Here is a 20,115-nt window from a genome sequence, read left to right as displayed (position 1 = left end):
TAACATTGTTTTGGGCTAAATATGGTTAAAATAATACTCCTAGTGCAATAAATATTGACTTAAAAGAGAATTATGCAAAAATCGATTTTTCTTATCGCAACAGCTATCATTACAGTAAGTATCTTCACATCTTATTCACTTACAGTCTATACAACACTCTATTTTGGATATGACCAATACCATTTTTTTATTCGCCAAGCACTTTTTGGCTTTGCAGCAATTGGAGTTATGTGGTTTATTGCAAATTTACATCCAAAATATGCAAAAGCTCTGGGACTAGGACTTTTTATAATCTTTTTTTTACTCATGTTTTTAATGAACTTTCTCCCTCAATCTTTAGTCACAGCAGTTGGCGGAGCAAAGAGATGGATTAAGTTTCCTTTTTTCTCTTTAGCTCCCGTAGAGTTTTTCAAAGTAGGATTTGTTTTCTTTTTAGCATGGAGCTTTTCAAGAAAATTTGAAAAAAATTCTCCAAAAAAGTTTCTGCATGAATTAATTCTCGTCATTCCTTATCTCACTGTTTTTCTCCTGGCAGCCGTCTCTATTGCCATTTTTCAAAATGATATAGGACAGGTCATTGTACTTGGGCTTACCTTTGTGATTCTGTTTTTTTTCGCTGGAAGGAGTTTCAAGCTTTTTATACTTTTATTGGGAATTGCTTTTGCTGTTTTTATTCTCTTTATAAATATTTCTGCACACCGTATCGCAAGAATAAAAATGTGGTGGGCAAGTGCTCAAAAGTATATACTCTCTTTTATGCCAGACTGGATAGCACAAGAGCTAAAACTTGATAATGTCAAAGAGTCTTATCAGATCATAAACTCCCTCCACGCTATTCATAATGGTGGATTTTTAGGACAAGGCATAGGTAATGGGGAACTCAAACTCGGTTTTTTGAGTGAAGTGCATACAGATTTTGTGCTCTCTGGACTTACTGAAGAGATCGGATTTGTAGGCATTGCGCTATTAATGGTACTCTATATTCTTTTGCTCCATAAACTCTTCAAACTTGCAAATCAAACGCAAGATAAAATTACGTATCTTTTTAGTGTGGGAGTTGCTATGCTCATAGGATTTTCTCTGCTTATAAACGCCTATGGTATAAGTAGTCTTTTACCTGTCAAAGGAATCGCAGTTCCTATGCTCAGCTACGGAGGAAGTTCCATGATTGCCAATGGTGTAGCACTTGGTATGGTACTGCTTTTGAGCAGGAGAGAAAAGGCATGAATATTCTTCTTACAGGGGGAGGTACCGGTGGTCATCTTGCTATTGCAAAAAGTCTCAATAGTGCATTTGTCAAACAAGGAGTTAAAACCTTCTATATCGGATCTACCTATGGGCAAGATAGAGAATGGTTTGAGAGTGATAAGAGTTTTTCGCAAAAATGGTTTTTCGAGAGCAGAGGCGTAATCAATCAAAAAGGAGTCAAAAAACTCTCCTCTCTTTGGAATATTTCACACTTAGCCCTCAAATCAAAAGAGATCATTAAAAACTATAATATTGATGCGGTAGTAAGTGTTGGAGGGTACTCTGCTGCTCCTGCAAGTTTTGGCGCACTCCTATCTTCTACACCCCTTTTTATCCATGAGCAAAATGCACGTTTTGGTAAACTCAATACTCTTCTCTCTCCTTTTGCCAAGAGAGTCTTTTGCTCCTTTACACCGCCTTTTGATCCTTATCCTGTTAATCCAGAGTTTTTACACACAAGAAGAGTACGTACAAAATTGAAAACAATCATCTTTTTAGGTGGGAGTCAAGGAGCAAAACAGATAAACGATATTGCTTTGCAAAATGCTCCTCTCCTTGCTTCCAAAAAAATATCTATCATACATCAAACAGGGAAGCAAGACTATAGGAGAGTCAAAAATGCTTATGAAAAAATGGGAATAGAAGCAGAAGTTTTTGCTTTTGATAAAAATCTCGCTCACAAAATGGCACAAGCCGATTTTGCGGTTTCACGGGCAGGTGCAAGCACTCTGTGGGAGCTTTGTGCGAATGCACTTCCCGCTCTTTTTGTGCCCTACCCTTATGCAGCAGGCAATCATCAGTACTACAATGCCAAATATCTTGTAAACAGAGGAGCAGCTTTTCTCTATCCAGATCACGCGCTTGAAGAGATTATTGAAGCAGATCTTAGCCCCCTCAGCCAAAAACTCTTCTCACTTGCTCCACTTGAAGGTGCTACTACTATTGCCCAAACAATAGTGCAATCACTAAAAACTACTTAATTACTACTCTGTTTTTCCCCGTTCTTTTTGCTTCATAGAGCGCTTCATCTGCTCTATGGAGCACCTCTTTATATATCTCATTTGGCTGCTTTTCTGCTCCTCCAAAACTAGCAGTATACTGCAACATCTGTCCACTGTTTGGTAATTTGAGATTTTTATGTTCGATAACCTCTCGCAGTCTCTCGCCCACCTTTTGTGCTGCTATTTTATTACCTTCAGGAAGTAACACAACAAACTCTTCACCACCATACCGGTAGGCTTTGGTATTTTTTCTTACATAAGTTTTAAGAATCTCTCCCACTTCTTTCAGTACCTCATCACCAATGAGATGACCATAAGTATCGTTGATTTTTTTGAAGTTATCGATATCAAGTATCAAGAGGCTATATCCCATCTTTATTTTATCAAGCTGTTCCATATCTTTATCAAAACTTCGCCTATTGAGAAGTCCTGTGAGTGCATCGTGTTGTGCCTCTTTTTTCTGCTCATTAAATTTGCTCTCTATGAATTCAAGTTTCTGTCTATTTTCTTCAAGAAATTTTTTGAGTTTGTTATTCTCTTTTTCAAGATTGGCTATCTTTTCTTTGAGCGACTCCATTTTTTGGATATCTTGTTCATTAATAGCATTGATACTCTCTTGGATATATTGATCATGTGCACCGATATTGGATGCAAATGCATCTAATGCTTTTTCTGAGCCATGTGCGATGTTTTTAAGATTATAACTTACCTCTTTTACCTCTTCAAGATCCTCTAATTTTGGCATATCTTTAAAATATTTTTGATGCAAAATCATGAGATTCTTTTGCGAGAGTACATGCTGCTCACTAATCGCCTTGCACATGACGAAAAACCACTCATCATAATTTATTGGTGTAAGGTCTATTCCACTCTTTGTCATAAATGCCAAAGTCTTTTTCGCAATATCAGCAACTTGCTCTTTCATTCCATCATGCGTTTCTTTCGCAAGAGATACTTTCTTGCAATCCATCTTCATTCCTTTAATCTATATCCACAAATTATCTATCAATCTCGTCTTGCCTACATATGCGGCCACCAATATTATTGTATTACCAATTTCTACCATATTCAGAGGTTCAAATTCTCGATTTACTATTTCAATATACTCAACTTCTAAAGGCTCTAAAATCTCTTGCATCCTCTTTTTAATAATAGAGCAATCCTCTATCCCTTGTTGAATCATTTTAGCAGCTTTTTTCAAAGATTGCGATAAAAGAAGAGCCTTTTGTCTCTCACTTTCATTTAAATAAAGGTTTCGACTACTAAGGGCTAGCCCATCAGGATCACGCACAATTTCGCACGGTACTATCTCGATATTCCAAAAGAAATCTCTCACCATCTGCTGGATTAAATAGAGCTGTTGGGCATCTTTTTTACCAAAATAGGCTCGTGTTGGAGAAGTTATATGAAAAAGTTTATTGACAATTTGCAATACCCCATCAAAGTGTCCTGGTCTAAAATGACCCTCCAAAATGTATCCTTTTACTTTTGGTGCTTTGAGCAAAATCTCATCTTTGTTGTATATAGCATCTTTTTGTGGCAAAAAAAGAACATCTACACCAGCAAGCTCGCAAATTTTTTTATCAGCCTCAAGGCGTCTAGGGTATTGAGTAAAATCTTCTCCAGGCAAAAACTGTGTAGGATTTACAAAAATAGATACAATAGTATGATCATTTTCTTTGATACTTCGCTCAATCAAAGCAAGATGGCCACTATGCAATGCCCCCATTGTAGGTACAAACCCCACGCTTCCTTGCAGTTCCTTTCGCAATTTTTGTAACTCTTGCGGTGTATAGACAACTTTCATTACAAGCCTTTTGATATAATTGCACTGATGAAATTTTACCCTAAACAGGAGAAAATATTGGATAGTTACGAATATGGAGAACTTTTAAAAAAATTAGAGCAAAAGATAGAAAATATCAAAAATATTATCAAACCTGAGATGATAGAAAAACGCATTCAAGAGATAGAAACATTAGAAAACTCTCCAGATTTTTGGAATGATGCTAAGAGAGCTGGAGAGATCCAAAAAGAGAAAAATAGACTCTCGCGTATTTTAGAAAAATACAAAGAGGCAAAAACAGCTGTTGAAGAGAGCAAAGAACTTTTTGAAATGGCAACAGAAGAGAATGATGAAGAGACGCTTGCAATGCTTTTTGAAGAGGCACCTTCACTTGAAGAAAAGGTGAGCAAAATTGAGATAGAAACAATGCTAAGCGGCGAGAATGATGATAAAAACGCAATCGTTACTATCCATCCTGGTGCAGGAGGAACTGAATCACAAGATTGGGCAAGTATCTTGTATCGTATGTATCTGCGCTGGGCTGAGAGACATGGATTTAAAGTCGAAGTACTTGATTACCAAGAGGGTGATGAGGCTGGAATAAAAGATGTAACTTTTATCATCAAAGGTGAAAATGCTTATGGCTACTTAAAAACTGAAAACGGTATTCATCGGCTCGTACGCATTAGTCCATTTGATTCTAATGCAAGGCGCCATACCTCTTTTGCCTCAGTGATGGTGAGTCCTGAGGTGGATGATGATATCGATATTGTTATCGAAGATAAGGACATCCGTGTGGATACCTACCGCGCAAGTGGTGCTGGGGGGCAGCATGTCAATAAAACTGACTCAGCTATTCGGATTACGCACATTCCTACTGGGATAGTAGTACAATGCCAAAATGATAGAAGTCAGCATAAAAACAGAGCAACTGCTATGAAGATGCTCAAAAGTAGACTCTATGAGTTAGAGCTTGAAAAGAAAAGAGCAGAACAAGAGGGGATTGAAAAGAGTGATATAGGTTGGGGACATCAAATACGCAGTTATGTACTAGCACCATATCAGCAAGTCAAAGACAACCGCAGCGGCAAAGCATACTCCAATGTAGAAGCGATTCTTGATGGAGATATAGATAAGATAATTGAAGATGTTTTAATTGCCGAAGCAGAAAAAGAGAAAGAAAAATAATGCAGCAATATGTTCCATTTTTACTGGTAGTACTTGATGAGAAGGGTAATATAGTTGAGTTTCATAATGAAATTGAAGGTCTGGGATATGATGAAGAAGAGGTAATTGGAAAAAACTGGTTTGATATCTTCATAGATCCGCATGATCGTCAAAAAGTTTTTCATGTTTTTTGTGAAATTATTGCAGGTAATGACAAAAATTATGAAACATACAACAACGATATACTTTGTAAAAATGGGACACATAAATTTATCGATTTTTACAACAAACTCATTACAAAAAATGGGAAAAAATATACTTTTTCTGTGGGATTAGAGCATATCCATTATAATCCTCTTTTACTTAGAGAGCTAGGAGAGTTTATCTTTAAAAACGCAAACTTCCTTCCATAGTGTTCAAAAAACTTCATCGATAAAAGAAATTTTTCTTATCAAAAATGCTATAAAGAGCATAAAAACTCCAAATTCTTCTACATTCTCAATAAATTAAGATTAATTTTATTTATATTTATATAGGATAGTACTATCAATAAGGCAAAAGCATAGCTCTTATTGAATTATTAATAAATAAAATAAGGAGAAATTATGGCACCATCTGAAATTCTTGGAGTTGTATATGCTGCATTAATGGGGACTTCATCATTGATGTGGATCGGTTTCAACCTTAAAAAGTAGATCTTTAAAATCTACTGGAGGCTTTTGAGCCTCAAATCCTCGAGTCTATATACTTTGCTACAACTTTGTGCAAGTTGTAAGTCGTGTGTTACGAGAAAAAGCGCTGCATCATTATCCTGCACATAGTGAAATAGTACATCCATAACTGCACCAGCAGTCTTTTTATCTAAATTTCCTGTAGGCTCATCGGCAAAGAGAATCTTTGGTCTTTTTGTCAATACTCTTGCAATACTTACTCTTTGCTGCTCTCCTCCACTAAGCTCAGTAACTCTTTTTTCTAATACTCTCTCAATTCCAAAAGCTTTTATAATCTCTTCATCAATAGGATGATTGACTAGAAGTGAAGAAACTTCAATATTTTCTTTAGCGCTAAATCCCTTAAAGAGATAGTGAGACTGAAACACTATACCAATCTTGTAACGTCTGATATGCAAAAGCTGCTTTTGCGTATTCTTTGTATATATCTCCTGACCAAAAAGCTTTACACTTCCTTGCTTGGGAGCTAAAAGGGTAGAGAGAATATGCAGCAGTGTCGATTTTCCACTACCACTCACTCCTACTACTGCAATACTCTCTTGAGCATGGAGTTTAATATTAACATCATCAAAAAGTGGATAATCAAATGAGTGGGAGATATTTGTTGCTTCTAAAAGAGTCATACATTCCCTTTATTTTTTTGGGAAAAATACATAATTTACAAAGAAGGTGCGAAGGACAAGCGGTTGTCCTTCTAAAAAGCCTTCGGCTTCAGTTCGCCTCTTTATGTTTTTTTCAATAACCATAAACATAGCTCTTCTGCTTATTTTATAACCGCAAAGCTGTATTCGTTTCACTCATTTGCTTTGCTTCAAGGTAACCTACCTGCTCCTATGCTCGCTCACGAAATTCTTTGAATTTCGGGCTCGCATATAGTCGCAGGTTTCAGTGAGGCACGAAGGACAAGCAGTTGTCCTTCTAAAAAGCCTTTGGCTTTTTGCCTCACTTCATCTGTGCAGCAACTTCTGCTGCGAAATCTTCCTCTTTTTTCTCGATTCCTTCACCAAGTTCATAGCGAATAAAACCGATAATTTTTGCAGTTCCACCTGCTGCTTTAGCAGCTTCATCGATCACTTGTTTTACACTTTTTTTATCATCTTTTACAAACTTTTGCCCAAGAAGCGTATTCTCTTCTACAAACTTCTTGATTTTTCCAGGAATAATTTTTTCAATGATATTGGCAGGTTTACCCTCTTTTTCAAGTTGCGCTGCAGCTATCTCTTTCTCTTTTTCAATCACATCAACTGGAATACTTGCTTCATCAAGATATTTTGGATTCATTGCAGCAATATGCATTGCAACATCTTTTAAAAGATCTTTGATTGAAGTGCATACCTCTTCTTTATCGCAGCTTGCTGCAACAATTACACCAATCTTTCCACCCATATGGAGATATCCATTAACAACGCCTGGTCCATCTACACAGATTTTGTCAAATCGACGTACAACGATGTTTTCACCAATTTTTGCAATCTCTGCTTTCATGTACTCTTCAAAAATCACATTGTCAATCGGAGTTTTATAAAGCTCTTCAACGCTTTCTACTGCACTCTCGGCAATATGGCCTTTTACTCGTTCAACCAAAGATTTAAAGTTCTCATTTTGTGCAACGAAATCTGTTTCAGAGTTTACTTCTACAATGGTTGCACACTTATAATCATCGCTTACTTGCACTGCAATTGTTCCTTCACTTGCAACTCTGTCTGCTTTTTTCGCAGCTTTTGCAATACCTTTTTTGCGAAGGATCTCTATCGCTTTATCCATATCTCCATTTGCTTCTTGCAGCGCTTTTTTACAATCCATCATACCGGCGCCTGTGCGCTCTCTGAGTTCTTTAACTTGTGCAGCACTAATTGCCATTACTTCTCCTCCTCTTTAACTTCTTCACCAGCTTCTTCAGCTGCAATCTCTTCTCTTGCTTCTTCAATAACCTCTTGCTTCTCTTCCTCTGTTACTGGTGCTACCTCTTCTTGCTCTTCACCCTCTAACTCTTGCTCTCTCAGCTCTTTTCCTTCGATTATAGCCTCAGCCATCTCTTTACAGAAAAGCTGGATACTTCTAATAGCATCATCATTTCCAGGAATTGGATAATCAATGAGGTCTGGATCACAGTTGGTATCAAGAGGCGCAACAATAGGAATACCAAGCTTATTTCCCTCTTTTACAGCAATATGCTCTCTCACTGCATCTATGATAAAAAGCATATCAGGAAGTCTTTTCATATCGCGGATACCGCCAAGAAAATTTTCTAATTTCTCTTTACGTCTGCGAAGCATTAATGCCTCTTTTTTTGTAAGAAGGTCAATTTGACCATTTTTCTCCATATCTTCTATAATTTCGAGTTTTCTAATTGATTTTCTAATAGTGTTGAAGTTTGTAAGAGTACCACCAAGCCATCTTGCATTTACATAAGGCATACCACACTTCTTAGCATACTCTTCAATGGCATTTTTCGCCTGTTTTTTCGTTCCTACAAAAAGAATTGTTTTACCCTCTTTTGCCGCATCTCTTACTACATTATATGTATAACGGAAGTAGCGCAGTGTCTTTTGCAAGTCAATAATGTGGATATTTTTTCTTACACCAAAGATATATGGCTTCATCTTTGGATTCCATCGTCTTGTCTGATGCCCGAAGTGTACACCACACTCTAGCAAATCTTTCATTGTAACCATGTAAAGCTCCTTGTTTTATTGAGGTTTTGCCTCCGCACTCATCAACGGCTTTGCCGCAACCCATCAAGGATTAGTGCGTGTGTAATAAAAGGCGGCTAATATTATCTAAAATTTTCTTAATTTTCTATAAGCTCTCGAAGTTTCTCTAAGACTTTTTCAACATGCCCCTTTACTCTCACCTTTGGCCAGATATAAGCAACGTTTCCTTGTGGATCTACTAAAACAGTTGTGCGAATGACCCCTTCATACTCTTTCCCATACATCTTTTTCATACCCCACGCGCCATACTTTTTAAGCACTTCTATCTCTTCATCACATAAAAGCGTAACTTTAAGATCTTTTTTTTCTATAAAACGCTTATGAGAATCGCACCCTTGTGGACTCACTCCCAAAACAACTGCACCAAGCTCTTCAAACTCTTCAAGATGAGCAGTAAAATCCAAAGCCTCTGTAGTACAGCCTGGTGTATTATCTTTTGGATAAAAGTAGAGAACCACCCATTTTCCTTTGAGATCTTGCAAACAGATCTCTACCTCATCTTGGTTGGGTAGACAAAAATCTGGTGCTTTTTGACCTATCTCAAGCATCTCCGTCCTTTTCTATAAATTTTGCATTTTTATAGTGCTTTTGCAACTCTTGTATAAATATACCTGTACCAGTAGATTGTAACAGATTTTTATTCTTATCAAATATCTTTGCACTGCAAAGAGCGCAACTAGGTGATTTGCTCTTACAATAAATAGTATCGATATTTGGATATTGTGCTATAAATTTTTGTGCTTGCTCTTCTATAGCCTCTGTGTAGTCTTGTTGCGTCTCATTGCCAATGGCTCTACCTTCAACAATATCTATCGTCTCTCTTGGAGTACCAAGCACCGCATCTTCAGGACAAAAGAGTATAATCTCATCTTCTTTATGTTTTTCTAATAGCTCTGTGTTTTTCTTATTTTTTCCATTATAGCGGCAATTCACACCAGCCAAGCATGCACTCATAGCAATCTTAGGCAACTGTCATACCTCGCACCTTTTTAGCTTCATAGAGTTTTTCATCAGCTTTTTTTATGAGATCTTCAAAACTATCAGCACAGCTTGTATCACATATTCCACAAGAGAAGTTGTAGCGTATCTCTCCCTCATCAAGCTGCAATACGCGATTTTCCACTCTTTTACGTACCCTCTCTTCAATTATCTGCTTTGCCATCTGCGCATCACAGGATCCCAAAAACATCAAAAACTCTTCTCCACCATAGCGCACCACAAAGTCACTGCCCCTGATACTCTCTTGCAATATTCTTGAAAAGTCTTTAAGTACTTTATCGCCAGCTGTATGACCATAGGTATCATTGAGATTTTTAAAATGGTCAAGATCAAAAATTGCAATAGAGATAGGTTTTTCAGCTCGCCTGAGTACCTGATACATTTTCAGACCTGCATCGTACAGATAGCGTCTATTAAAGCAGCCTGTAAGATAGTCACGATTAACAAAACTCTTAATCTCTTCAAACTGAATAAGTGATTTAATCACATTATCAACCCGGCACACAAATTCAAAGTTTGAAAAACTCTTTTGTAAAAAGTCGTTAGCACCACTTTTTAAAAAGCGAGTCATTATGTTATTGACATCGAGGCCTGTCAAAGCAATGACAGCAATATCTTCAAAGAGATAGTTACGACGGATCTCTTTAACCAGTTCTAAACCATTGGTATTATTACCAAGCACATAATCTGTCACAACAAGCTTGATAAAGTCATCATTTTCATTTAAGATCTGGAGCGCCTCATTTGTATCACCTGCTACCATAATATTTGAATAGGGATAGTAGATCTTAAAAAAATTGTACAGATAGCGGCGATAGCTATTCGAATCTTCTACAAGAAGCACACCATACTGCTCCATAAAAGCTAAGATTTTTAGCTTCATTATAAGATATTCGAGCCGCACCATATCATTTTTGATAACATAGTCAATTATCTTTTTTTTATTGTATCTATCAAAAATAGAGAGATCTTCTGAAGAGGTTATGACAATGACCGGTTTATTTTGTTTAATTATCTCATCAACAAGATCACACTCCAAACAATCATGTAAAAATATATCTAATAAAACATATTTATAGGGCTCTAACGTAGGAAGTTCTCTATACTCTTCGTAGCTGCGAACAACATCTACTTCATAACCCAAACGCTCCCGCAAAAAGACTTGTACCTGTTTGGCATAAAACCTGTCATCTTCAATTAATAAGAGTCTCATACTATCACCACCGATTTAAGCTCTGTATACTCTTCGAGCGCAAATCTTGGTCCTTCACGCCCGATTCCTGAAAGTTTTACTCCCCCATAAGGCTGAATATCAAAACGCAGCGTTGGAATGTCATTTACTACTACTCCTCCAGCCTCAGCATCATCAACAAAACGTTTGATCAACTCTATATCTTTAGTAAAGATCGAAAACTGTAAACCATACGGAGAGTCATTCATTTTTACTATCGCCTCTTCATAATTTTTTACTTTTACAAGACTTACAATCGGCGCAAAAACCTCTTCACAAACAATTTCCATCTCATCGGTAACATCAGCTAAAATAGCTGGATAGAAGTAGCGTCCCTCTCTTTTTCCTTCCAAGATAGCTTTTGCTCCTTGCTCTATTGCACTTTGCACCCAACGCTGAGCCCTTATTGCTGCATCCTCATTGATAAGTGGACCCATAAAAGTATCTGGCTCATAGGGATCACCAACTTTGAGTTTTTTCGTATCTTCGGCCAACGCTTGTGCAAACTCCTCATACACATCTTCATGCACATATATTCGCTGCAAACTGATACACACCTGCCCACTATTGACAAAGGCACCTACTGCGCAGCGACTCGCTGCAGTTTTAATATCTGCATCTTTATCTATAAAAGTAGCTGCATTACCGCCAAGCTCTAAACTCACCTTTTTTATTCCAGCGTTTTTCATAATAATTTTTCCAACGGGAACACTTCCTGTAAAGCTTATCTTTCTTGGAATATCACTTTGCACTAACGCACTTCCCACTTCTGCATCCCCATAAACTACACTGAGCATATCAGGCAAAGCATATTTACTCTCAATAAAAAGTTTTGCAAGCTTATAGCCCGTAAGAGGAGCTTCAGGAGTTGGTTTATACACTACTGCATTACCAGCAACGAGTGCAGGAGCAAGCTTATGGGCTGAGAGATTAAGTGGAAAATTAAATGGCGTGATTGCCACCACTACACCAACAGGTACACGTTTATAAAAACTCATCGTTTTTCTGCCACTTTGCGTAGCATCAGTATTAATTGTTTCTCCCGCAAGAGAAGTAGCAAAATCGGCACTTAGCTCAATAGTCTCGATTGCTCTTTGTACTTCTATCCTACTAAAGCTAATCGGCTTTCCCACCTCTTTGGTGATAGTAAGAGCAAACTCCTCTTTTTGCTCTTTGAGCCTATTTGCTACATCTCGTAGCCACGCGATCCTTTGACTAAGAAGAGAGTCTTTGTGTTTAGCAAAGGCCTCTTGCGCAATTTTTAAAGCTTTATGTGCATCATCTGCACTACAAACTGGATAAATCGATACTACCTTGTCATTAAATGGAGAGCGAACCTCTCTTTTTTCCTCTTTTGTCGCTGGAGTTGATCCAAAATAGATTCTTGCCTCTTCCATTGCTTCCTCTCATTTATCTTTTTTAATTATTATAATTTAACCTATATTTTGATAGACTTAAATCCACTTTATAAAATGTTAAAGGATTTTTGCAAACATGGAAAAAGCGAAATATATATGGATGAATGGAGAGTTTGTTCCTTGGGACGATGCAAAAGTGCATGTTCTAACCCATACACTCCATTATGGAAATGGCGTTTTTGAAGGCACAAGAGCCTATAAAACAGCAAAAGGACTCGCTATCTTTCGTCTGCGCGATCACACAAAGAGGCTACTCAATTCAGCTAAAATTACAGCAATTAAAGTACCCTATACTCTTGAAGAGTTAGAGAATGCGCAAATAGAGCTTCTTCGTCAAAACAGTTTTGATGGCAATGTCTATATTCGCCCTCTTATATATCTTGGTTATGGTGTTATGGGACTCTACCATGTTAACGCACCAGTTGAAGTTGCTATTGCAGCATGGAAATGGGGAGCATATCTTGGCGATGAAGGATTAGAAAAAGGTATTCGTGTCAAAGTAAGCTCTTTTGCAAGAAATAGCGTTAAATCCACTATGGGTAAAGCAAAAGCGGTTGCTAACTACCTTAACTCCCAGATGGCAAAATATGAAGCAATAATAGCAGGATATGAAGAAGCACTCTTACTTGATGAGGAGGGTTTTGTTGCTGAAGGTAGTGGTGAATGCCTTTTTATTGTACGTGATGGCGTTCTTATAAGTCCTCCAAATGATAACTCTCTTGAATCGATTACACAAGATACTATCTTGAAAATCGCTCATGAAAAAGGGATTCCAGTAGAGCGCAGAAGAGTAACAAGAGATGAAGTCTATATTGCAGATGAAGCATTCTTTACAGGAACAGCTGCAGAGGTTACGCCTATTCGTGAAGTAGATGGGCGTATTATTGGAAGTGGCAGCAGAGGCGAAATGACAAAAGAGCTGCAAACAGCCTATTTTGATATCGTCTATGGACGTAATCCAGCATACGAACATATGCTCACATATATTTAAGGAGGCACTATGCCAGCAGATTTGAATGACTATTTTAAAAACAAGATGAATGATGATGGGGGCAATAAAGCTCCGCAATTTTTGAAAGATTTTAGTAAAAAAGCAACTATTTTATATGTCATTTTAGCAATAGCAGTACTTTTCATCATTGCTAAGCCCTATACTATTATCCAATCTGGTGAAGTTGGTATTAAAGTAACAGCAGGAAAATTCGATCCTATTCCATTGGCACCCGGTATCCACTTTTTCATACCTGGTATCCAAAAAATTATCAAAGTAGATACAAAGGTACGTATCATTAACTATAAGAGCGAGCGTGATACCTCGTTTGGCAATATAAACGAAGGCATTATCGAAAAACCGGCTATTACTGTTCTTGATGCAAGAGGGCTTCCTGTTAGCATTGATTTGACAGTTCAATACAGACTCAATCCTGCAAATGCTCCACAAACTATTGCTACATGGGGTCTTAGCTGGGAAGAGAAACTCATCAATGCAGTTGTACGCGAAGTTGTACGTAATGTCATAGGTCGTTATAAAGCTGAAGAACTTCCAGTTAAACGAAACGAAATTGCTGCACTCATTGAGCAAGAGATCCGCAAAAAGATAGATAGCTTCAAAAATAAGCCTGTCTTTTTAGAATCAGTGCAGCTCAGAGAAATCAACCTTCCTCCAAAAATCAAAGATCAGATTGAGCGAGTCCAAATCGCAAAACAAGAGGCTGAGCGTATGAAGTATGAAGTAGAAAAAGCAAAACAGGAAGCCGAAAAACGTGCTGCTCAAGCTAGAGGTGAAGCAGAAGCGAAAAAGATTCGTGCGCAAGGTGAAGCAGAGCGTATCATGATTGAAGCAAAGGCAAAAGCACAGGCTAACATTGCTATTGCAAAAAGTGTGACACCTGAGCTTTTGCAACTCAAACAGATTGAAGTACAGGGCAAATTCAACGAAGCTCTTAAAACCAACAAAGATGCAAAAATCTTCTTAACACCTGGTGGTGCTGTACCAAATATCTGGATCGATAGCAAAGACAGACAAAAAGCAACTGCCATTGGGCGCTGAGCCCTCTGGTAAAGGGAGACCATGCAGTTTCAGATAGATTGGCAAAAACATCCCCTCATCCCAGCAATTGTACAAGATAGTCAAACGGGTGAAGTTTTGATGCTTGCTTACATGAACAAAGAGGCTTTTGAAAAGACACTTGCAACAGGGTATGCTCACTACTACTCCAGAAGCCGTCAAAAGCTTTGGAAAAAGGGTGAAAGTAGCGGTAACGTTCAAAAAGTAGAAGCAATAAGGCTTGATTGTGACAGTGACACACTTCTTTTGCAAGTAGAGCAAACAGGACCAGCATGCCATACTGGGCGCAAAAGCTGCTTTTATAAAGACTTGCAAACAGGTAAGAGTATAAGTGAGCCTCTCCAAAATCCTCAAGAGATGTATGAGGATGTCGTTGATACACTCTACCATGTGATCCAAGAGAAAAAAGAGGCAGATCCTGAAAAATCGTGGACTGCAAAACTTTTTAGCAAGGGAGAAAATAGTATTCTCAAAAAAGTTGTAGAAGAGGCAGGGGAATTTTGCTTTGCTGTTAAAGATAAAAATCGTGATGAGATTATTTATGAGTGTGCGGATCTTGTCTATCATGCTCTCGTAGCCCTTGCATATAGCAATATATCTCCAGAACTTGTACGTAAAGAGCTCAAAAGACGTTTTGGTATGAGTGGAATAGAAGAAAAAAGGAGTAGAAAATGAAAAAGTTTCTCCTCTCCCTCCTTTTAAGCGCTACACTCTTTGCAGGAGAGTATATTTTAGCAATCAACTGGTATCCAAGTGTGTGTAAAACGCAAAACTACCGCGCTTGCAAAAAGATGCTACCATTTTGGAAAACTAATTTTACACTCCATGGCCTCTGGCCAAAAGGCAAACACTACTGTAACGTCTCGCCTCGTAATAAAATCCTCGATAAAAAAGGCTACTGGCAAGAGATTAAAGTTGATATCTCGCCAGTTTTAGCAGAGCTTCTCATAGAGTATATGCCTGGTTATGTATCGGGGCTCCATAAGCATGAATGGGTCAAACATGGCAGCTGCTATAGCAAAAAACCAGATATCTATTTTCTTGATGCAATAAGTCTTGTTTCACAACTCAATCAAAGTCCAATAAAACAGTTTTTTTTACAAAATAGAGGTAAGAGAGTAGCTACTTGGAAGATTCGAAAAGAGTTTGACAAGGCATTTTTCAAAGGAGCAGGCAAACGAGTAAAATTTATCTGCAAAAAAGGCTATCTTACCGAAATGCGTATCAATCTCAAAGGTAAAATTGCTCCTAAAACTCCCCTTGCTGCACTTCTTGAAAAAGCAAAGAATACAGCACGAGGTTGCAAAAGAGGAATGATTGCTCGCTAAATTAGTAACGAAGGCCCTTCTTTATTAAAGCTTGGCGAATCGATCGCAACTGTGCATTCTTATCAGCACACCAAGAGGGACCAAGCAACGAGCTATCTCCTATGCCAGCAGTAACTCGCTGTACAACCATATCTTTTGGCAAAATATCGAAAGCTTTGAGCAAAGTATCAATATAGAGCTCCTGAGTAATTGGTGTAAATCTGCCTTTCATATAATCAATCGCTAATGCCGTATTTTTGACAACATAGAGTGGATGAATTTTAATAGAGTCAATACCCCAATCGACTGCCTTTTGTACTGTCTCTAACATCATTTCTTGTGTCTCATCTGGCAAACCAAAAATCACATGGCCACACACTTTCAAGCCCTTATCTTTAGAGCGCTTTATCCACTGCTCTACACTTTTGCTATCATGCCCTCTATTTATCTTCTCTAAAGTCTCATCAAAGACACTCTGTATTCCATACTCGATCCATATCTCATATGCAGATGAAAGCTTGGCAAGATAATCCAACACCTCTTCATTCACACTGTCACTACGTGTACCGATACTGAGTCCAATGCAATCTTCTTGTGATAATGCATGCTCATAAAGTTTTTGCAGGGTGTCCAATGGAGCATAGGTATTGGTAAAAGCTTGAAAATAGGCTAAGAATTTCTCATACCCTTTTTGGCGGTAGTAGCCTGCCGTTGCACTATATTGGAACTCTATCTCTTGGATCTGCTTTTGTAAGAGGGGATTTTCTTTTGTATCGGGATTTAAAAAGAATTTCTTACTTTTCCCAAGATTTGGAGCAAAGGATTCATTTTCACAAAAAGTACATCCCCCTTTGGCAACCCGTCCATCAATATTTGGACAGGTAAACCCAGAAAGTCCTAGGGGGATTTTTTTTACTCTCTTTTTGATACGTTTTTTATAGTATTTTCCAAATGTAATTATCTCTCTCAATCGCTTCCCTACTCTTTTAATGGCACTGGATAGTTGCCATCAAAACATGCCATACAGTAGCTTAAATCGTTTCCTACACTGCGAAGTAGCCCATCAATTGAAAGATAGGCTAAAGTATCTGCTCCTATATATTTTCTTGTCTCCTCAACTGAGTAGCGTGAACTTATTAACTCCTCTTTTGTAGGTGTATCGACCCCATAATAGCATGGTCCAGTTGTAGGAGGAGCAGAAATACGCATATGCACCTCTTTTGCACCAAAATCTTTTAAAATATTTACTATCTTCTTACTAGTAGTCCCCCGTACAATGCTATCATCAATAACAACGAGACGTTTGCCTTTTATTACATTTTTTATAGGATTAAGTTTCATTTTGACTTTGAGATCCCGAATAGCTTGGGTAGGCTCGATGAATGTACGTCCTACATAGTGATTACGAATGATTCCAAGCTCAAAAGGGATGCCACTCTCTTCAGAATATCCAATTGCTGATGCTACACCACTATCTGGTACCGGTACCACCATATCAGCTTCTACTGGATACTCTTTTGCAAGCTCTCTTCCCATTGCTTTGCGCAGTTTATACACATTTTTACCAAAAATATTGCTATCTGGTCTAGCAAAGTAGATATACTCAAAAATACATTTATGAGGAGTTGGCTCAAAGACTTGAATGCTTCTTGGCTCTTTGCCCTCTTCAAAAACCACAAGCTCCCCAGGACGTATATCTCTTACGTACTCTGCTCCTATGAGATCAAAAGCACACGTCTCACTCGCCACAACCCAACCATCTCCTAACTTTGCCATAGAAAGAGGGCGAAAACCGTAAGGATCACGTACAGCAAACATCTTTTTACGGCTCAAAAGTATCAGTGAATATGCCCCTTCAATTTGCTGTAGCGCTTCTATAATACGATCATAAAGATGCTCTTTATGACTTCTTGCGATGAGGTGTATAAGATTTTCTGTATCCATAAATGTTTGAAAAATCGCACCCTCTTTGATAAGCTCTCTTCGTACTTGCTTCGCATTTGTGAGATTACCATTGTGCACTACAGCAATCTGCCCCAAATCATAGCGAGCAAATATCGGTTGGGCATCAAGGACTGAGTCTTCACCAGCAGTTGAGTATCTTGTATGTCCTACAGCACTTGAACCAATGAGTTTTGTGAGTTTTGTCTCATCAAAAACTTGTGTTACAAGTCCTCTACCTTTGGTGATATAGATCTTTTCTCCATCACTACTTGCAATACCAGCAGCTTCTTGTCCTCTATGCTGGAGAGAAAAGAGACCAAAATAGGCATATTTCGCAGCTTCTGGAACATTAAAGAGCCCTATTACTGAACACATTTTACAATCCTAAACAATCATCTATCGTATAGAGTCCTGGCTCCTGAGAAACCACCCATTTTGCAGCCTTAATTGCACCCTTAGCAAAAGTGTCACGACTTGTAGCAGTATGGTTAAGCTCTAAATACTCTCCATCATTGTAAAAGCCTACTGTATGGCGTCCCACTATATCGCCACCACGCAGAGCAAAAACTCCTATCTCATCTTTTTTACGTTCTCCTATATTGCCATCTCTTCCACTTACACGAACTTCATCAAGATCAAGCCCTCTTGCTTTTGCAGCAAATTCAGCTAGAGTTAGCGCAGTACCACTTGGAGCATCTTTTTTATAGCGGTGATGCATCTCCACTATCTCTATATCAAAATCTCTTAGCTTCTCACTTGCAAGGGCTACGAGACGCTTCAGTATTGCTATTCCTAAACTCATATTTGTCGCATAGAGAACTGGAGCTTTTTGTGCAACTTCGCGTAAGAGATTGATCTGATGATCGTTAAGACCTGTCGTGCCGCTTACAAGCGGCTTTGGAGTAATAAGAAGTTTTTCCAAAAGTGCCTGCGTACCTTCAGGCAATGTAAAATCGATAATAACGTCACTATTTTGTATTAGCGTATCGATATCATTTGTCACAACTGCGCCAGGTACTTCAATCTCAATACCTTCTATAACATGTACACAGCTCACTTTTGCAACTTCATCATTTTGCAAATTTTTGATAAGTAAGCTTCCTACTCTTCCACTTCCTCCATAAATACCTATATTTAGCATGGTCGTAACTCTCCTATATTTTCTATATAGCTAATAGCACTCAAAGCTGCTGTGGCTCCATCACCTGCAGCACAAACAACCTGCTTCGAAGCATCTGCACGTATATCTCCAGCAGCAAAAAGGCCAGGTATATCTGTACGCATACGAAGATCTACAATAACTTCACCCCAGTGATTGACACTACACAAGAAGCTACCATCTTCTTGTTTTAGCACATCATTATTTACATTCATTCCAACAAATACAAAGATGCCTGGAACTTTAAGATCTCTCTCTTTGCCCTCTTGCTCTATAATAATCCCTTCCATTCCTCGCTCATCACCATACACTCTTTTGACGCTTGCATTGAGAAGAAGTTCAATTTTTGGATTTTTCATCACGCGCTCTACTGTTGCAGGCGCAGCACGGAACTTGTCACGTCTATGAATGAGATAGACCTTGCTAACAATATTTGCTAAGTAAAGCGCCTCTTCTAAAGCTGTATCACCACCTCCAAGTACAGCAACCTCTTTATCTTTATAAAAAAATCCATCACAAGTGGCACAGGTACTCACACCTTTTCCAAAAAACTGATCTTCACCCTCAAAACCGGCTCTCTTTGGCACACTTCCTGTACAGACTATGACAGCTTTTGCTTTTTGCTCACTTCCATCAGCGAGTTTAATAGTAAATGTCCCATCACAATTGCGCTCAATTCGCTTGACCTCTTGCATCTGGTGTTGCAAACCAAAACGCATAGCTTGTTTAGGCCAACACTCCATGAGCTCCATTCCTGTTACTACTTCACACACACCAGGATAGTTTTCCACTTCGCTTGATTGAGTAATCTGGCCTCCTGGCAGACCTTTTTCATACATCACAACATCTTTTAAACCACCTCTTGTTGCATAGAGCCCTGCTGTAAGACCTGCAGGCCCACCACCGACAATCGCCAAGTCAAGCATTGATTTTCCTTACAAATGAAGAGTTAGGATTGAAGAAGAGCTTCTGCAATCGTAACTCTTTTGGGGCGAATGCCCCAAAATTATCCAAGAAGCGCGTCGAGTTTTTGTTTAAAAACATCCTTGCTTGCAGCTCCTACCATTTGATCAACAAGCTCTCCATCTTTGAAAAAGAGAATAGTTGGAATAGAGCGAATACCATACTTAATAGCAATATCTTGCTCTTCATCAGTATTTACTTTTGCAATCGTTGCTTTTCCTTCATACTCTTCTGCTAACTCATCAACAATTGGTGCAATCATTCTACAAGGCCCACACCAAGGTGCCCAAAAATCTACCATTACAACGCCATTTTTGATAGTTTCATCAAAATTTGATGCATTGAGTTCAACATATTTTCCCATTTCATTCTCCTTTTT

22 protein-coding genes are annotated in these 20,115 nt (G+C 38.3%); 8 read left to right on the top strand and 14 right to left on the bottom strand.

Annotated elements, in window-relative coordinates:
* The first annotated feature begins 72 nt into the window (after positions 1 to 72).
* Together NITER_RS00345 and murG are read left to right on the top strand one after the other, a co-directional pair.
* Entirely contained in the window at positions 73 to 1,227 is a 1,155-nt protein-coding gene (locus NITER_RS00345) for an FtsW/RodA/SpoVE family cell cycle protein (RefSeq protein ID WP_197685257.1), read from the top strand.
* Positions 1,224 to 2,228 carry an undecaprenyldiphospho-muramoylpentapeptide beta-N-acetylglucosaminyltransferase gene (gene murG, locus NITER_RS00340; protein WP_084274625.1) on the top strand — a complete coding sequence of 335 codons (1,005 nt, stop codon included), beginning with the start codon at positions 1,224 to 1,226 and terminating at the stop codon, positions 2,226 to 2,228. Before NITER_RS00345 ends, murG begins: the two co-directional genes overlap by 4 nt.
* Here the strand turns inward: murG and NITER_RS00335 are convergent.
* Both NITER_RS00335 and panC read right to left on the bottom strand, forming a co-directional pair.
* Positions 2,221 to 3,219, bottom strand: a complete 999-nt coding sequence (locus NITER_RS00335) for a GGDEF domain-containing protein (protein ID WP_159445278.1) — start codon at positions 3,217 to 3,219, stop codon at positions 2,221 to 2,223. The two genes, murG and NITER_RS00335, sit on opposite strands and share 8 nt — an antisense overlap.
* A gap of 15 nt (positions 3,220 to 3,234) precedes the next feature.
* Positions 3,235 to 4,056 carry a pantoate--beta-alanine ligase gene (gene panC / locus NITER_RS00330; protein ID WP_084274627.1) on the bottom strand — a complete coding sequence of 274 codons (822 nt, stop codon included), beginning with the start codon at positions 4,054 to 4,056 and terminating at the stop codon, positions 3,235 to 3,237.
* A gap of 57 nt (positions 4,057 to 4,113) precedes the next feature.
* On the opposite strand from panC, the gene prfB reads away from it, so the two are divergent.
* Positions 4,114 to 5,223, top strand: a complete 1,110-nt coding sequence (gene prfB, locus NITER_RS00325) for a peptide chain release factor 2 (protein ID WP_084274628.1) — start codon at positions 4,114 to 4,116, stop codon at positions 5,221 to 5,223.
* Entirely contained in the window at positions 5,223 to 5,615 is a 393-nt protein-coding gene (locus tag NITER_RS00320) for a PAS domain S-box protein (protein ID WP_084274629.1), read from the top strand. Before prfB ends, NITER_RS00320 begins: the two co-directional genes overlap by 1 nt.
* A gap of 293 nt (positions 5,616 to 5,908) precedes the next feature.
* On the opposite strand, the gene NITER_RS00315 is transcribed toward NITER_RS00320, so the two are convergent.
* The 7 genes from NITER_RS00315 to NITER_RS00285 all read right to left on the bottom strand — a co-directional run bounded on the left by NITER_RS00315 (position 5,909) and on the right by NITER_RS00285 (position 12,274).
* Positions 5,909 to 6,556 carry an ABC transporter ATP-binding protein gene (locus NITER_RS00315; RefSeq protein WP_084274630.1) on the bottom strand — a complete coding sequence of 216 codons (648 nt, stop codon included), beginning with the start codon at positions 6,554 to 6,556 and terminating at the stop codon, positions 5,909 to 5,911.
* Positions 6,557 to 6,875: 319 nt separating this feature from the next.
* Positions 6,876 to 7,793 (bottom strand): translation elongation factor Ts, encoded by a 918-nt coding sequence (tsf, locus tag NITER_RS00310; protein ID WP_084274631.1) that lies wholly within the window; start codon positions 7,791 to 7,793, stop codon positions 6,876 to 6,878.
* On the bottom strand, positions 7,793 to 8,608 hold the full coding sequence (gene rpsB, locus NITER_RS00305) for a 30S ribosomal protein S2 (RefSeq protein WP_084274632.1): 816 nt from the start codon (positions 8,606 to 8,608) through the stop codon (positions 7,793 to 7,795). Before rpsB ends, tsf begins: the two co-directional genes overlap by 1 nt.
* Before the next feature lie 116 nt (positions 8,609 to 8,724).
* Entirely contained in the window at positions 8,725 to 9,195 is a 471-nt protein-coding gene (gene bcp, locus NITER_RS00300; protein WP_084274633.1) for a thioredoxin-dependent thiol peroxidase, read from the bottom strand.
* Positions 9,188 to 9,616, bottom strand: coding sequence for a 2-thiouracil desulfurase family protein (locus NITER_RS00295; RefSeq protein ID WP_084274634.1), 429 nt, complete (start codon positions 9,614 to 9,616; stop codon positions 9,188 to 9,190). Before NITER_RS00295 ends, bcp begins: the two co-directional genes overlap by 8 nt.
* Positions 9,609 to 10,859: a GGDEF domain-containing response regulator gene (locus NITER_RS00290; RefSeq protein WP_084274635.1), complete on the bottom strand. Its 1,251-nt coding sequence runs from the start codon at positions 10,857 to 10,859 to the stop codon at positions 9,609 to 9,611. Before NITER_RS00290 ends, NITER_RS00295 begins: the two co-directional genes overlap by 8 nt.
* Positions 10,856 to 12,274: an aldehyde dehydrogenase family protein gene (locus tag NITER_RS00285; RefSeq protein ID WP_084274636.1), complete on the bottom strand. Its 1,419-nt coding sequence runs from the start codon at positions 12,272 to 12,274 to the stop codon at positions 10,856 to 10,858. The genes NITER_RS00290 and NITER_RS00285 overlap by 4 nt, the downstream gene beginning before the upstream one ends.
* Positions 12,275 to 12,371: 97 nt before the next feature.
* Here NITER_RS00285 and NITER_RS00280 point away from each other — a divergent pair, with 97 nt between their 5' ends.
* The 4 genes from NITER_RS00280 to NITER_RS00265 are packed head-to-tail and all read left to right on the top strand — an operon-like array spanning position 12,372 to position 15,691.
* The gene (locus tag NITER_RS00280; RefSeq protein ID WP_084274637.1) at positions 12,372 to 13,286 is read left to right on the top strand and encodes a branched-chain amino acid transaminase; all 915 of its coding nucleotides are present in this window, start codon (positions 12,372 to 12,374) and stop codon (positions 13,284 to 13,286) included.
* Between the two features lie 9 nt (positions 13,287 to 13,295).
* Complete coding sequence (locus tag NITER_RS00275; protein WP_084274638.1) at positions 13,296 to 14,345, top strand: SPFH domain-containing protein; 1,050 nt, start codon at positions 13,296 to 13,298, stop codon at positions 14,343 to 14,345.
* Positions 14,346 to 14,366: 21 nt separating this feature from the next.
* Positions 14,367 to 15,038, top strand: coding sequence for a bifunctional phosphoribosyl-AMP cyclohydrolase/phosphoribosyl-ATP diphosphatase HisIE (gene hisIE, locus NITER_RS00270; protein ID WP_084274639.1), 672 nt, complete (start codon positions 14,367 to 14,369; stop codon positions 15,036 to 15,038).
* Positions 15,035 to 15,691 carry a ribonuclease T2 family protein gene (locus NITER_RS00265; RefSeq protein WP_084274640.1) on the top strand — a complete coding sequence of 219 codons (657 nt, stop codon included), beginning with the start codon at positions 15,035 to 15,037 and terminating at the stop codon, positions 15,689 to 15,691. The genes hisIE and NITER_RS00265 overlap by 4 nt, the downstream gene beginning before the upstream one ends.
* A gap of 1 nt (position 15,692) precedes the next feature.
* Here NITER_RS00265 and mnmL read toward each other — a convergent pair whose 3' ends face one another.
* From mnmL to trxA, 5 genes are all read right to left on the bottom strand, one after another.
* Positions 15,693 to 16,640 carry a tRNA modification radical SAM protein MnmL/YtqA gene (mnmL, locus tag NITER_RS00260; protein WP_084274641.1) on the bottom strand — a complete coding sequence of 316 codons (948 nt, stop codon included), beginning with the start codon at positions 16,638 to 16,640 and terminating at the stop codon, positions 15,693 to 15,695.
* An 8-nt stretch (positions 16,641 to 16,648) separates the two neighbouring features.
* Positions 16,649 to 17,989: an amidophosphoribosyltransferase gene (gene purF / locus NITER_RS00255; RefSeq protein ID WP_084274642.1), complete on the bottom strand. Its 1,341-nt coding sequence runs from the start codon at positions 17,987 to 17,989 to the stop codon at positions 16,649 to 16,651.
* A gap of 1 nt (position 17,990) precedes the next feature.
* Complete coding sequence (gene dapB, locus NITER_RS00250; RefSeq protein WP_084274643.1) at positions 17,991 to 18,755, bottom strand: 4-hydroxy-tetrahydrodipicolinate reductase; 765 nt, start codon at positions 18,753 to 18,755, stop codon at positions 17,991 to 17,993.
* Positions 18,749 to 19,699 carry a thioredoxin-disulfide reductase gene (trxB, locus tag NITER_RS00245; RefSeq protein ID WP_084274644.1) on the bottom strand — a complete coding sequence of 317 codons (951 nt, stop codon included), beginning with the start codon at positions 19,697 to 19,699 and terminating at the stop codon, positions 18,749 to 18,751. Before trxB ends, dapB begins: the two co-directional genes overlap by 7 nt.
* 80 nt (positions 19,700 to 19,779) lie before the next feature.
* Positions 19,780 to 20,100, bottom strand: coding sequence for a thioredoxin (gene trxA / locus NITER_RS00240; RefSeq protein ID WP_084274645.1), 321 nt, complete (start codon positions 20,098 to 20,100; stop codon positions 19,780 to 19,782).
* Between the last annotated feature and the right edge of the window lie 15 nt (positions 20,101 to 20,115).

The organism is Nitratiruptor tergarcus DSM 16512 (assembly GCF_027946175.1).
Lineage (GTDB): Bacteria > Campylobacterota > Campylobacteria > Campylobacterales > Nitratiruptoraceae > Nitratiruptor > Nitratiruptor tergarcus.
The sequence above is the reverse complement of the archived record's forward strand: the minus strand, read 5'-3'. Positions and strand labels throughout refer to the sequence as shown.

Excerpts from the sequence above, each read along its gene's own strand:
- NITER_RS00345 (WP_197685257.1), top strand. The coding sequence starts at position 73 with ATGCAAAAATCGATTTTTCTTATCGCAACAGCTATCATTACAGTAAGT.
- murG (WP_084274625.1), top strand. The coding sequence starts at position 1,224 with ATGAATATTCTTCTTACAGGGGGAGGTACCGGTGGTCATCTTGCTATT.
- NITER_RS00335 (WP_159445278.1), bottom strand. The coding sequence starts at position 3,219 with ATGGATTGCAAGAAAGTATCTCTTGCGAAAGAAACGCATGATGGAATG.
- panC (WP_084274627.1), bottom strand. The coding sequence starts at position 4,056 with ATGAAAGTTGTCTATACACCGCAAGAGTTACAAAAATTGCGAAAGGAA.
- NITER_RS00320 (WP_084274629.1), top strand. The coding sequence starts at position 5,223 with ATGCAGCAATATGTTCCATTTTTACTGGTAGTACTTGATGAGAAGGGT.
- NITER_RS00315 (WP_084274630.1), bottom strand. The coding sequence starts at position 6,556 with ATGACTCTTTTAGAAGCAACAAATATCTCCCACTCATTTGATTATCCA.
- tsf (WP_084274631.1), bottom strand. The coding sequence starts at position 7,793 with ATGGCAATTAGTGCTGCACAAGTTAAAGAACTCAGAGAGCGCACAGGC.
- rpsB (WP_084274632.1), bottom strand. The coding sequence starts at position 8,608 with ATGGTTACAATGAAAGATTTGCTAGAGTGTGGTGTACACTTCGGGCAT.
- bcp (WP_084274633.1), bottom strand. The coding sequence starts at position 9,195 with ATGCTTGAGATAGGTCAAAAAGCACCAGATTTTTGTCTACCCAACCAA.
- NITER_RS00290 (WP_084274635.1), bottom strand. The coding sequence starts at position 10,859 with ATGAGACTCTTATTAATTGAAGATGACAGGTTTTATGCCAAACAGGTA.
- NITER_RS00285 (WP_084274636.1), bottom strand. The coding sequence starts at position 12,274 with ATGGAAGAGGCAAGAATCTATTTTGGATCAACTCCAGCGACAAAAGAG.
- NITER_RS00280 (WP_084274637.1), top strand. The coding sequence starts at position 12,372 with ATGGAAAAAGCGAAATATATATGGATGAATGGAGAGTTTGTTCCTTGG.
- NITER_RS00275 (WP_084274638.1), top strand. The coding sequence starts at position 13,296 with ATGCCAGCAGATTTGAATGACTATTTTAAAAACAAGATGAATGATGAT.
- hisIE (WP_084274639.1), top strand. The coding sequence starts at position 14,367 with ATGCAGTTTCAGATAGATTGGCAAAAACATCCCCTCATCCCAGCAATT.
- NITER_RS00265 (WP_084274640.1), top strand. The coding sequence starts at position 15,035 with ATGAAAAAGTTTCTCCTCTCCCTCCTTTTAAGCGCTACACTCTTTGCA.
- purF (WP_084274642.1), bottom strand. The coding sequence starts at position 17,989 with ATGTGTTCAGTAATAGGGCTCTTTAATGTTCCAGAAGCTGCGAAATAT.
- dapB (WP_084274643.1), bottom strand. The coding sequence starts at position 18,755 with ATGCTAAATATAGGTATTTATGGAGGAAGTGGAAGAGTAGGAAGCTTA.
- trxB (WP_084274644.1), bottom strand. The coding sequence starts at position 19,699 with ATGCTTGACTTGGCGATTGTCGGTGGTGGGCCTGCAGGTCTTACAGCA.
- trxA (WP_084274645.1), bottom strand. The coding sequence starts at position 20,100 with ATGGGAAAATATGTTGAACTCAATGCATCAAATTTTGATGAAACTATC.